Here is a 12,956-nt window from a genome sequence, read left to right on the forward strand (position 1 = left end):
TCAAAACCCGCCCTGCAGCCTCGGGCAAACCGTATGACGCCGTTTTCCGTTTTCCATTAGAATGCCGCCTTTTTTCAGACGGCCTCACGCCATGCGCCTCACCCACATCAAACTCTCCGGCTTCAAATCTTTTACCGACCCGACCACAATCCATGTACCCGGCCAGCTGGTGGCCGTTATCGGGCCAAACGGCTGCGGCAAATCCAATGTAATCGACGCGGTGCGCTGGGTATTGGGCGAGGCTTCAGCCAAGCAGCTGCGCGGCGAAAGTATGCAGGACGTGATTTTCAACGGAGCGGCCACCCGCCGCCCCGCGCCGAGGGCTTCGGTGGAACTGGTGTTTGACAACGCCGACCACTCCTTGCAGGGCGCATGGGGGCAGTATGCCGAGGTGAGCATCAAACGCCAGCTTACGCGACAGGGCGAATCAACTTATTTCATTAATAATCAGGTAGTGCGCCGCCGCGACATCACCGACCTGTTTTTGGGTACGGGCGTGGGCGCGCGCGGCTATGCGGTGATTGAACAGGGCATGATTTCGCGCATCATCGAAGCGCGGCCCGAGGAGCTTCGCGCCTATATAGAAGAGGCGGCCGGCGTGTCCAAATATAAGGAGCGGCGCCGCGAAACCGAAGGCCGTCTGAAAGACACGCGCGAGCATTTGCAGCGGCTGGGCGATTTGCAAAACGAGTTGGCGCGGCAGGTGGAAAAGCTGGAAAAACAGGCCGAAACCGCCGAACGCTACCGCTTTCTCACCGAGCAGCTCAACCGCCAGCAGGATTTGCTCGATTACAGCCAATGGCGGCAGTCGCTCGCCGCCGCCGACAAAGCCACCGCGCAGCATCAGGCTTTGCAGGCGCAGCAGGACGAGGCCGCCGCCCAAATCCAAACGCTTTCAGACGGCATCCGCGATTTGCAGCAAACCGAGCAGGCGCAGCAGCAGAGCGCACACGATTTGGCCAACCGGCGCGGCGTGTTGCGCGAACAGATTGCCCGCCTCGAAGAGCAAATCCGCCACCGGCAAAACCTGCACCAGCGCATCGAGCGCGACAAGCAGGCGGCGCAGGCGCAGATGCAGCGAATCCGCCAAGAAGAGCAGCAGATTCGCGCCTTGATGGAAGAAAACGACATGGCGTTTGAAGAGCGGCAAACCGAGTTGGCCGAACTGGCGATGCAGGTGGCCGAACACGAAGAGAGCCTGCCCGAACTGGAAGAAGCCCAAGCCGCGCTCAACGCCGCCTACCAGTCGCAACACGACGAAGCCGCGCGGCTCAAACGCGAGCTGGCCTTGAAGCAGCAGCAGCTCTCCCACGCGCAGCAAACCCTGCGCCGCCATGAAGAGCGCAAAGGCCGTCTGAATGCCGAAAGCCAAGCCCTCAACCTGCCCGATGCGGCCGACACCGCCGCCGCGCAGGAGGCCGCCGCGCTGCTGCAAAGCCAACAGGAGCATTACGAAGAGCAGATTGCCGCCGCCGAGCAGCGTTTGACCGCCGCGCGGCAGGCTTTTCAGACGGCCTCAACCCGTTTCCAAAACCTGCAACAGCAGTCCATCACGCTGCAGGCGCAGCAGCAGGCCATCTCGCAGCTTTTGGCGCAGCAGGAAACTGCCGATTTCTGGCCGCATACCGAATGCGCCGACGCGCCGCAGCTTTGGCAGCACATCCAAGCCCCGTCCGAATGGCAGCACGCGCTGGGCGCGGTGTTGGCCGAACGCCTGCACGCCCGCGCCGTACCCGATACCTTCGCGCCGCCCGCGCCGCTGCCGCAGGGCGCAGCCGCCTGGTTTTCAGACGGCCTCAGCGGCGGCGTGAAAAAATCCCTGCCCGCGCAAGCCCTGCTCAACCAAATCCAAGCGCAGCCGCCGTTTCAGACGGCCTTGCACCACTGGCTCGACGGCGTGTTGTGCGCACCGAACCTCGATTACGCCCTCGCGCACCAATCCGACTTGGGCGGCGGCCAAATCTGGCTCACGCCCGAAGGCCACCAAATCGACAAAGTCAGCGTGCTGCTTTACGCCACAAACACGCAGGAAAGCCTCATGGCGCAGAAAGCGAGTTTGGACGACATCGCCGCCTCGCTGGCCACCCTCGCACCCGAGTTGGAACACGCCCGCGCCGCGCAGCAGCAAGCCCAAGCCGAAGCCGAAGCAGCCGAGTCGCAACACCGCAGCCTGATTGGGCAGCAGCAACAGAACAGCCGCGAACACAGCCGCGCCCAGCAGCGCGCCGCCGAGCTGCTCACCCGCACCAACCAAGGCCAAATCCGCCGCGAACACATCGAGCGCGAGCTTGCCCAAATCGAAGAAGAAGCCACTGTATTGGCGCACAGTTCAGACGGCCTCGAAGACGACATCGCCACGCTGGCCGAAGCCGCGTCCGAACTCGAAACGCAGCAGCAGCACGCCGCGTCCGAGCGGCAAACGCAGCAAGGCCGTCTGAAACAGGCGCAGCTTGCCCTTTACGAAGCCAACCGCCGCTACGGTTTGGCCGAAGTGGCCGTACACAAAATCCAACAGCAGCAGCAAAACCATCAGGCGCAAATCCTGCGCCTGCAGGAGCAGGCCGAAGAATGGCAGGAGCGCCAGCAGGAGCTTGCCCTTGCCTACGAAACCGAAATGCAGGGCGACGAGCAGCACATTCAGCTCGAACACTTGGGCGAAGCCGTGCACACGCTCGACGAAGAATACGCCGAGTTGCAAAGCGCGTTGGCCGACACGCAGGCACAAGGCCGCGAACAATACGCGCAGCTGCAAGCCGCGCAAACCAAGCTGCCGCAGCTTCAAGCCGCCACCCAAACCGCCCTGTTGCAGCAGCAGGAAGCCCTGCTCAACGCCAAACGCTTCCACCAAAACCTCACCGAACGCGGCGCGGATTTGGACGCGCTTGAAGCGTCTGCCAAAGAAGCAGGCCGTCTGAATATCCAAAACAGCCAAATCGCCGACACCGCCCGCCAAATCGAAGCCCTCGGCGCGGTCAACCTCGCCGCTCTGCAGGAACTTGAAGACGCACGCGAGCGCGACGGCTACTACCGCAGCCAAAGCGAAGACGTACAGTCGGCCATCGCCCTGTTGGAAGAAGCCATCGCCCAAATCGACGGCAAAACCAAAGAGCGTTTCAAAGCCACCTTCGACGCCGTCAACGAAAAAGTCCAAACCTTCTTCCCCACCCTCTTCGGCGGCGGCGAAGCCGCACTGCACATGATAGGCGACGATTTGCTCACCGCCGGCGTATCCATCATGGCGCGGCCGCCCGGCAAGAAAAACTCCACCATTCATCTGCTCTCCGGCGGCGAAAAAGCCCTCACCGCCATGAGCCTCGTGTTCGCCCTGTTCAGCCTCAACCCCGCGCCCTTCTGCCTTTTAGACGAAGTCGATGCCCCGCTGGACGATGCCAACACCGGCCGCTTTTGCAAGCTCGTCAAAGAAATGAGCGCGCAAACCCAGTTCCTCTACATCTCGCACAACCGCCTCACGATGGAAATGGCCGAACAGCTCGTCGGCGTAACCATGCAGGAAAAAGGCGTATCACGCATCGTGGCCGTCAATATCCAAGAAGCCCTGAAAATGGCCGAGAGCGCGTAGGGTGCATGGGCGCAAAAAGGCCGTCTGAAACCCCCGTTTCGGTTTTTCAGACGGCCTTTCTTTATCTGACTATGCTTTCAGACGGCCTTACGCCTTACTCTGCCTAAAAATCCAATCCAACACCGGCGCGATGTTGTAGGCGTATTTCCAAGTGGACGTATGCCCCGACGCGCCGCCGGCATTAGCTTCTGCTGCGGTTTTAAACACCGTGCCTTTGGCAAAGGCAACGAAATTCACATTGGCGTTTTGCGCGGCGATTTTGTCGAAGGCCGTCTGAAACTTGTCGGCCGGCCATTGCGCGTTCCAATCGTCGGCGCGGGCGACTTTCGCGCCGAAGGCGGCGAGTTTTTCGGTGATGGCGATTTCGCCCGGGTAGGCTTTGGCATCGTCCTGCGACACGGTAATCCACCATTTCACGTTTTTCATCTGCGGCGTGAGCAGCGCGGGATTCCATTGGCAGGCAACGAGATACGACGCGGCGAAAAAGTCGGGATATTTGATGTTCATGGCGATGGACATCATGCCGCCGCCCGACTGGCCGGTGGTGTACAGGCGATTGCCGTCTATCGGCAACTCGGTTTGCAAGTGTTTGATTAGGTTGATGGTAGCATCGAGATAGTTTGACGCGGTGCTGGTGTCGTCGACAATAATTTCGTCAAACTCGGGCGCGATGACAAAGCAGGGATGCTGCGCCTGAAACCCGGGCGACGCCCACGCAATCGCGCCGTTGCCCTGATAGAGCGGGGCTTTGACGATGGTGCCGGTTACGCCCGCGTCGTGCATAAACAGCACCAACGGATAGCGTTTGCCGTCTTCGATATTCTTCGGCGCAAACAGGTTGTAGCGCACGGTTTTGCCCGTTTGTTTGTCGGCGTATTCGCGCTGGACGAAGTCGTCGAATACTTCGTTGATCACAGCGGCCGTCTGAAACGTTTGCCCGCCGATATTCACTTCGGCCGACGCGGCCTTGAGCGTGGGCGCACTGTCGCCCTTGTCGCCCGCCTTGCCCGGGCCGTTTTTGGCGGGATCGGCATTGGCGGATTTGCCTGCGGGGCGGCCTTTTTTCACGGTAAGCAGCGCGCCATCGTCATACGGATTGAGCTGTACAATCACAAAACGGCCGCGCTCGGACGGCATGCCGTCGGCACTCTGCGCCACATAAACGCGCTCTACCGTGCGCCCCGCCACGCTGTATTGCGACGGCTCAAGCGCGGCGGCAGACACATCGTCGCGGTACTTCACCGCCACCGCCACCAGCCGCATCCCGTCGCCAAACACACGGGTTACGGCAGTGGCCGACTCAACAGCATTATCCGACGCGCCGCCCAACGCGGCACAGCCACCCACGGTAAACAACACGGTTGCACCGGCAGCGGACAATAAAAATTCACGGCGGGTAGGCATGGGAACTCCAATCGGTTCAAATGAGAAAGGCCGCCTTTTAGCACGCTTTGCGGCGTGCCTCAACCGCAGGCCGTCCGCCGGAGCGCAAACAGGAAAGGCCGTCTGAACAGCCGTTTCAGACGTCCTTTGCTCGCTCGGGCTGCGTCATGAGGCCGTCTGAAAGCAAGGTTTCAAAGAAATGAAACCGCATGCTTGCGGGTTCGGCCGTTTTCACGCCGTTGATGCTTCGCTTTCAGACGGACTCTGCGTGCCTCTGTAAAACAAATTCAAACAAAACTTATTAAAAACAATGCTAAACAAGTATAATCGCTATCGTTTTTCAACTTTAACCACCATCAAGGACATCCTTATGAAATACCCGAAAAGCCGTCCCACCCTGCTCGCGCTGGCGCTGATGCCGCTGTTTGCCTTTGCCGAAGACGAAGCCGTGTTGGACACCGTTACCGTCACCGGTACGAAATCCGCCTCCCTCAACCAGGGCTATTCCACCGCAGGCACTTACGCGCCGCTGGGCATCGGCATGACCCTGCGTGAAACGCCGCAAAGCGTGAGCGTAATGACCGCCAAGCAGATGGAAGACTGGAAGCTCGACAGCCTGCGCAAAGTGATGGAACAGACCAACGGCGTTACCGTGAAAAGCGGCAGCGGCGGCAGCGACCGCTACACCGGCCTGCACGCAAGAGGCATGGAAGTACGCAATTTCCAAATCGACGGCGTACCCATGCGCAGCTCCGGTTTCAGCAAAGATTCGTGGACGGGCTGGGGCGGCATCGACACCCGCTCGCTCGACCGCGTGGAAGTGTTGCGCGGCGCGTCGGCACTCTTGGGCGGCACGGGCGATCCCTCCGCGCAAGTGAGCCTGGTCCGCAAACGCCCCACCAAAGAACGCCAAGGCGAAATCGGCATCGAAGCGGGCAGCCACAGCCGCGCAGGCATCAGCGGCGACCTCTCAGGCCGTCTGAACGACAGCGGTTCGCTGCGCGGCCGCATCGTTACCGGATACGAACGCAGCGGCTACCAAACCGAAGACGCGAAAATGCGTAACAGCAGCCTGTATGCCGTAGCCGAATGGGATGCCGCGCCCGACACCACGCTTTCCGTTGGCACGCAGCTGCAACACCGCCGCGAAACCGACACCCCCATCTTCCTGCCCACCGCCTACGACAGCGAAGGCTATCCGCTCAAAGACGAAATCAGCCGCCGCGCCAACAACTCAACCGCAGACACATCCTACAAATACAGCAGCCGCAACGTGTTCGCCGAACTGCGCCACCGCTTCTCGCCCGACTGGAAAGGCAAACTCGAATACAACTGGATGCGGAACACCATACACGACCGCCAAGGCTACGCGGCGATGAAAACCGATCACGACAGCCGCGAAATCGACCTCATCGAAACCCGCGACGACGAAAAAACCACCAGCCACAGCTTCGTCGCCTCGGTTGACGGCAAATACAGCCTCCTCGGCCGCAAACACGACATCATGGCCGGCATCAGCGGCTTTCACACCAAAACCCGCGACCCCGCAAGCTTCGCCCGCTACGACAACGCCTTCGGCCTGCACGACTTTCTAAACAACCGCAGCCTGCGCCCGGCCAACCCCGTACCCGACGCGGAATACACCGTTGACGACGACATCCGCGCCCGCCAAATCGGCGGCTACTTCGCCACCCGCTTCCGCCCCGTCGAACGCCTCGCCCTCATCGGCGGCGCGCGCTACAGCCGCATCACCATGCAAAAAGCCGAACACGTCGCAGGCACAAGCGAAAAAGTCAGCCGCAGCAAAGCCACACCCTACATCGGTGCCGTATTCGACCTGAACGAAAACCTCTCCGCCTACACCAGCTACGGCACATCGTTCGAACCCGTGTTCGAGCGCGGCCAAGACGGGCGTTTCCTCAAACCCACCACCGGCCGCAACGTCGAAATCGGCCTCAAAGGCGAATTTTCCGACCAACGCCTCAACGCCTCCGCCGCCTTCTTCGACACCCGCAAAAACGGCATGGCCAAATACGTAGAAAGCGGCGACTACTACGTTTCCGAAGACAACATCCGCACACGCGGCTTCGAGGCCGAAATCTCCGGCCGCATCCGCGACAACTGGTCGGCCAACGCAGGCTACACCCTGCAAAACCGCAAAGGCGGCGAAGACTCCTACGAAGCCGACCTGCCGCGCCACCAGATCAAACTCGCCACCACCTATGATCTGAACGAGCGCCTCACCCTCGGCGGCAGCCTGCGCTGGCAGAGTAAAACCAGCAACATCAACAAAAGCGCACTCAACGACGAAACCGACCCCGCCGCCCTCGAACGCGCCCGCCGCTCCGCCACCCAAAAAGCCTACACCCTGGTTGACCTGATGGCCGCCTACCGCATCGGCAAAAACGCCGAAGCCACGTTAAACGTGAACAACGTGTTCAACACCCGCTACCGTACCCTATCCACATTCCTCGCCTACGGCGAAGCGCGCAGCGCAGTGTTGGGCTTCAAATACCGCTTTTAAAAAGCGGCAAAAGGCCGTCTGAAAAACCTTTCAGACGGCCTTTTCATACGTAGGTTGGGTCAAGACCCAACAAGCCTTAAAATCCTAACAGCCACGTAGGTCGGGCATCCCGCCCGACCCCCGCTTTTAAAACCACCGAAAGAAAGGCACACCCATGTCCCTCAACCCCGTCTACCTCTGGAACCCGCAAAACTTTCCCGATCCGCAGGCCATGCTGCCCGACGGCTTCGACACGGCGCACCGCATCGTCTCCGAATGGGCCGGCCAACCCCTGCCGCAAGGCGCGGACACAAGCGCGTTTGACAAACTGGCCGGATACATCGCCGAAGCCGCCCGCAGCGGCAAAGCCTCGGCCGGCTTCAAAGCCGCTTACGCCGATATAGGAACCCAAGTGGCCGAACAACTGAAAAGCCGCGCCGTACTCGAACTGTACGAACATTATCTGGAGCTGATGCCGATACTGACCTGCCGCAGCGAAAGCCTCGCCCTCGTGCTGTACGACGCCAACGGCTACCTGCTGCTGCCCGACGGCCGGGAATACCCCGACCAAGAAACCCAAGACGAAATCACGGCATACTGGCGGCAGCGCGAAGCCGAAGAACAAAAATGGCGGCAGGAAAACAGGGGCCTGCCGAAGAACATCAAAGACTTCTACAAATACTTCCGCCCCAAAGTAGACGAACTGATGGCGCGCCACGGCTTCGAATATGCACCGCAACTGTTCAATCCGGCAGCATACGGACGCAAAAAAATGGAGCCTGATCTCATCATTTACGCCAAACCGACGGCAACCGGCCAGCAGACGATATACATCGACTACGAAGATATTTACAAAGACGGCGAATACAGCGGCCTAGGGTTGGGCTGGTATCTTTCCGACGAAACCGTGGAGCGGATTTACCTGCACGAGCTGGACAATATTCATCCGCGTTACGGACAAACCGAGAAAAAACAATTGATTAGGGGAGGAGTGGTCGATATGGAATACTACCTGACCCAAATGTGGTACCACACCGGCCCGTCAGTCAGCTACAAAACTGAAACCGAGATAGAGGCGCTGCTGGCCTATTGGGACCAGAAGCTGCGGGAAGTGGCGTGGATTGATACCTACGACGATGTGGAAGCCTATATTGCCGCCAATTTGGAAGAAATCGGCAGGCTGCACCTCCGTATCGTGATTTCCTACCTGCGCGGAGTAAAAGACCTCATCGCCGAAAAAGAAGAGTGGTTGCGGACTTATCAGATGGTCGGCAGGGAAGAGGAACTGCTGGAAAAATCGGTTTCCTATCTGATAAACAAACAGAAGGAAGAAAGTTAGACGCAGGGGCATACGTTGCCCCTTTTTAAAACCACCGAAAGAAAGGCACACCCATGTCCCTCAACCCCGTCTACCTTTGGAACCCGCAAAACTTCCCCGACCCGCAAGCCATGCTGCCCGACGGCTTCGACGCGGCATACCGCATCGTCTCCGAATGGGCCGACCAACCCCTGCCGCAAGGCGCGGACACAAGCGCGTTTGACAAACTGGCCGGATACATCGCCGAAGCCGCCCGCAGCGGCAAAGCCTCGCCCGACTTCAAAGCCGCTTACGCCGATATAGCCGCGTAGGTCGGGCATTCATGCCCGACGCGCTCCCGTTTGTGTTCCATTTGTCGGGCATAAATGCCCGACCTACCGCACCCCGCTTTCAGGCTGCCCTGATGCCGTCTGAAAAAGCCCAAAAGCCAGCCTGAAACCCCACCCCACCTTCCCCACAGGCAATCTCCCATGAAAAAAACCCTCCTCCCCCTCCTCCTCGCCCTATCCCTCCCCGCCCCCGCCGACCCCATCGACGACTTCGCCCAAGACGAGCTTGAGCGGCAAAAAATCCCCGGCCTTGCCGTCGGCATCTACCGCAACGGTAACATCGTCAAACAACAAGGCTACGGGCTGGCGAATGTCGAACACCAAATCCCCGTATCCGCCGACACCGTGTTTCAGACGGCCTCCATCGGCAAAATGTTCGCCGCCGCCGCCGTGATGCTGCTGGTGGAAGACGGCAAAATCCGCCTTGACCAATCCGTGCGCGCCTACCTGCCCGAAGCCCCCAAAAGCTGGCAGCCGATTACCATTCGCCACCTGCTCAACCACACCGGCGGCATCGGCAACACCGAAACCGACTGGCAGCAAAACAGCAGCGAAAAACACATGCTGCGCCGCATCTACGCCGCCCCGCTGCAATTCAAACCCGGCAGCCGCTGGGCATACAGCAACAACGGCTACGCCGTGCTCGGCGCCGTCATCACCCGCGTTTCCGGCAAACACTACGGCGAAATCCTGCAAGAACGCGTGTTCGCCCCGCTGGGCATGACCTCCGCCCGCGTCATCAGCGAGCGCGACATCGTCCCCCACCGCGCCGCAGGTTATGAGCTTGACGACGCCGACGGCAGCCTGAAAAACCAAGAATGGGTCGCCCCCTATCACAACCAAACCGCCGACGGCTCGCTCTACCTCTCGCTCAACGACTACCGCCGCTGGCTCGCCGCCGTAGAAGCCCGCCAAATCCTCAAGCCCGAATCCTGGCGCGAAATCTTCACCCCCGCCCGCCTCAACAACGGCGACACCTACCCCTACGGCTTCGGCTGGTCGCTCGTGCCCGCCCCCGACGGCAGCCCCATGAGCGGCCACCCCGGCGCATGGCAGGGCTTCAGCACCGAGCTGCGCCGCTACGAAGGCGACGGCACCGCCATCGTCGTCCTCACCAACCTTGCCGGCGTCGATACCGAAACCATCATCGAAGGCATCGCCGCGCGCACCAACCCGCGCTACCAAAAAACCCACGCCCCCATCGCCGACCAGCATCCCGCCCTCACCCGCGACTTCGAGCGCGTCCTGCTGCTCGTCAAACAAGGCAAACCGCACCCCGCCGTGCCCAAAGGCCGTCTGAAAGACCTGCACGCCAAATTCGCCGACGCAGGCAAGTGCCAAGCCCAGCCCACCCGCCACCAAAACAACGGCGACATCCAAGAGCGAGACTACCGCGTTATCTGCGAACGCCGCAGCTTTGAAGGCAACGCCGATTTTGTTAAGGGAAAAACGGTGAGATTGTGGTTGGAAGAGACGGGGGACGATAAAGCGCAGGGGCAATAGGCAGCCTGAAAACATTTTTAGTTTCGCCCCAGCCTGCTGCACTGATTTTCAGGCTGCCTTCACACAGCGCGGCTTGATTCCCGCTGCCGACAGCTTGGCGCGCGGCGAGTATTACCGCTGGCTGTGCTTCGCCATCAATCTGGAATACGCCGTGTTTGACCGTCTGAACAACGCGCCAAACGATGAAGAACACCGAAAATCCATCGGCTACGGCGATTTTGACACCGCGTTTGGCGCATTGCGTGCGCATCTGGCGCAGCATGATTACATCGTCGGCGGGCAATTTTCCGCGCTGGACCTCTACTACACCATGCTGCTGGTGCAGTTCACCCGTGTGAAACCCGTGGAAGGCATTGCCTGCGACGTGTTTGATGCCTACATCGCACGGCACACCGCCCGCGCTGCATTTGGCGAAACCATGGCTTGGACGGGGGAAGAGATGGCGAAAATGGGGATCGCGCAGTAAAACAAGTAAAGCAAAGGCAGCCTGAAAAGCGGAATTTAGCTTTTCAGGCTGCCTTTTTGCTATGCCAACTGGCGATATTCAACCTTAAAAATCAACCATTTCAACTATAATCGCTGCACGAACAACCCAAACACAGCCTGAAAGGAACAACCTATGCCCGCCGTCCGTCTCTACCACCCGCTGAACACGCTCAAACCCTTTGGCGACAACATCTGGATTGCCGACGGCGGCGAAATCCGCATGGCGTTTCCGCTCGGCGTCAAAATCCCGTTCAGCACGCGCATGACCGTGGTGCGGCTCTCGGACGGCGGTTTGTGGTGCCACTCGCCCATCGCCCCCACGCCCGAGTTGTTCGCGCAAATCGACGCGTTGGGCGAAGTAAGGCATTTGGTCTCGCCCAACAAAATCCACTACGCCCACATTAGCGCATGGCAGGCGCGCTATCCGCAGGCACTGGTGTGGGCAAGTGCTGGCGTGCGCGAACGGGCGGCGGCGCAGGGCATCGCCGTGGCGTTTGACGACGATTTGGGCGATGCCGCACCAAGCGCATGGGCAGACGATTTGGCGCAAATGCCGTTTTCAGGCAGCCGCGTGATGACCGAAACCGTGTTTTTCCACCGCGCCAGCCGCACGCTGATTCTGACCGACCTGATTGAAAACTTTGAAACCGCGCGCTTTCCCAGGGGCTGTTGACATTCAGCTTGCGAGACGGTTTTTTGAGTAAAAAATGCCCGAATGCAAGGAAAAAAGCGCAGCAAGGTTAGACACCTTGCGAGCATTTTTGACGCGGCAGGCGGGTATTTTTTGCCAAAAACACCGCCGCAAGGCTGATTGTCAGCAGCCCCTAACCGTTTTTGGGCGGGCGTGATGAAACTGGCGGGCATCGCCGACCCCGACGGCAAAACCCCCGCCGATTGGCGCGCCACCTTCAGCGACAAAGCCGCCGCCCGCGCCTGTCTGGCGCAAATGCTGGCATGGCAGCCTGAAAAAATCATTCTGGCGCACGGACGCTGCTACGGGTGCGATGCCGTCGCCGAGTTGGAACGGGCGTTTCGCTGGTTATGCTAGGCTGAAAGTGGCCGTCTGAAAGGGTTGAGGCCGTCTGAATCCATGTTCAGACGGCCTTGAGTTTTTTCAGGTTGCTTGGGGATGCTGCGGCAGCCTGAAAATCAGTTGTCCAGCAACACGCGCAGCATCCAGGCGTTTTTTTCGTGGGTCTGCATGCGGGTGGTTAGGAGGTCGGCGGTGGGTTCGTCGTTGGCTTCGTCGACGACGGGAAACAGCTCGCGGCAGGTGCGCACCACGGCTTCCTGCCCTTCGACCAGCTCGCGGATCATGGTTTTGGCGTCGTTGCGGCTGTTGCCTTCGGGTATCGAGGCGAGCTTGGCAAACTCGCCGTACGAGCCGGGCGCCAGTTCGCCCAAGGCTCGGATGCGCTCGGCCACTTCGTCCACCGCCAGCGCCAGCTCGTTGTATTGCTGCTCGAACATAGCGTGCAGGCTGTGGAACATCGGCCCGCGCACGTTCCAGTGGTAGTTGTGGGTTTTCAGGTAAAGGGTGTAGGTGTCGGCCAGTACTTTGGACAGGCCGGCGGCAATGGCTTGGCGTTGCGAATCGGTCATGCCGATGTTGATGCTCATGGGGCTTTCCTTTCAGGTTAAGGATTAAAAAGGGTTTTTCGGGAATGTGAAACCCGTCGGCATCATACCACAAATGAGAATACCGATAAATTACATAACTTGACACCCTGTCGCCCAAACGGCCGCTTGCATCACGCGGGGAAAACACGAAATCATCCGAAAGGCCGTCTGAAAACTGTTTTTCAGACGGCCTGACCGCTTTCAGACGGCCTATAATCGCGCTTTCCCAAACCG

10 protein-coding genes are annotated in these 12,956 nt (G+C 59.8%); 8 read left to right on the forward strand and 2 right to left on the reverse strand.

Annotation, left to right across the window (positions count from 1 at the left end; all coding sequences use genetic code 11):
* Positions 1–91 precede the first annotated feature (91 nt).
* A complete protein-coding gene (gene smc / locus ACG2K1_RS09905) occupies positions 92–3,580 on the forward strand; it encodes a chromosome segregation protein SMC (RefSeq protein ID WP_395429131.1) in 3,489 nt (1,162 codons plus the stop codon).
* 87 nt (positions 3,581–3,667) lie between these two features.
* Here smc and ACG2K1_RS09910 read toward each other — a convergent pair whose 3' ends face one another.
* Positions 3,668–4,984 carry a Tat pathway signal sequence domain protein gene (locus tag ACG2K1_RS09910; protein ID WP_009427539.1) on the reverse strand — a complete coding sequence of 439 codons (1,317 nt, stop codon included), beginning with the start codon at positions 4,982–4,984 and terminating at the stop codon, positions 3,668–3,670.
* A 349-nt stretch (positions 4,985–5,333) separates the two neighbouring features.
* Here ACG2K1_RS09910 and ACG2K1_RS09915 point away from each other — a divergent pair, with 349 nt between their 5' ends.
* The 7 genes from ACG2K1_RS09915 (at position 5,334) to ACG2K1_RS09945 (ending at position 12,150) form a co-directional block, all read left to right on the forward strand.
* Complete coding sequence (locus tag ACG2K1_RS09915) at positions 5,334–7,487, forward strand: TonB-dependent siderophore receptor (protein ID WP_036496871.1); 2,154 nt, start codon at positions 5,334–5,336, stop codon at positions 7,485–7,487.
* Between the two features lie 154 nt (positions 7,488–7,641).
* On the forward strand, positions 7,642–8,805 hold the full coding sequence (locus tag ACG2K1_RS09920; protein WP_395429132.1) for a hypothetical protein: 1,164 nt from the start codon (positions 7,642–7,644) through the stop codon (positions 8,803–8,805).
* Positions 8,806–8,858: 53 nt separating this feature from the next.
* On the forward strand, positions 8,859–9,095 hold the full coding sequence (locus ACG2K1_RS09925) for a hypothetical protein (protein WP_395429133.1): 237 nt from the start codon (positions 8,859–8,861) through the stop codon (positions 9,093–9,095).
* 159 nt (positions 9,096–9,254) lie between these two features.
* Entirely contained in the window at positions 9,255–10,616 is a 1,362-nt protein-coding gene (locus ACG2K1_RS09930) for a serine hydrolase domain-containing protein (RefSeq protein WP_395429134.1), read from the forward strand.
* A 73-nt stretch (positions 10,617–10,689) separates the two neighbouring features.
* The gene (locus ACG2K1_RS09935) at positions 10,690–11,082 is read left to right on the forward strand and encodes a glutathione S-transferase C-terminal domain-containing protein (RefSeq protein ID WP_232504845.1); all 393 of its coding nucleotides are present in this window, start codon (positions 10,690–10,692) and stop codon (positions 11,080–11,082) included.
* A gap of 153 nt (positions 11,083–11,235) precedes the next feature.
* Positions 11,236–11,775 carry a DUF4336 domain-containing protein gene (locus tag ACG2K1_RS09940; protein WP_395429135.1) on the forward strand — a complete coding sequence of 180 codons (540 nt, stop codon included), beginning with the start codon at positions 11,236–11,238 and terminating at the stop codon, positions 11,773–11,775.
* A 138-nt stretch (positions 11,776–11,913) separates the two neighbouring features.
* The gene (locus ACG2K1_RS09945) at positions 11,914–12,150 is read left to right on the forward strand and encodes a hypothetical protein (RefSeq protein WP_232304416.1); all 237 of its coding nucleotides are present in this window, start codon (positions 11,914–11,916) and stop codon (positions 12,148–12,150) included.
* Positions 12,151–12,251: 101 nt separating this feature from the next.
* Here the strand turns inward: ACG2K1_RS09945 and ACG2K1_RS09950 are convergent, their stop codons facing one another.
* Complete coding sequence (locus ACG2K1_RS09950; protein ID WP_009427428.1) at positions 12,252–12,722, reverse strand: Dps family protein; 471 nt, start codon at positions 12,720–12,722, stop codon at positions 12,252–12,254.
* Positions 12,723–12,956 lie beyond the last annotated feature (234 nt).

Origin of the sequence: Neisseria sp. 23W00296, from assembly GCF_044772855.1 — a bacterium.
Taxonomy (GTDB): Bacteria; Pseudomonadota; Gammaproteobacteria; order Burkholderiales; family Neisseriaceae; genus Neisseria.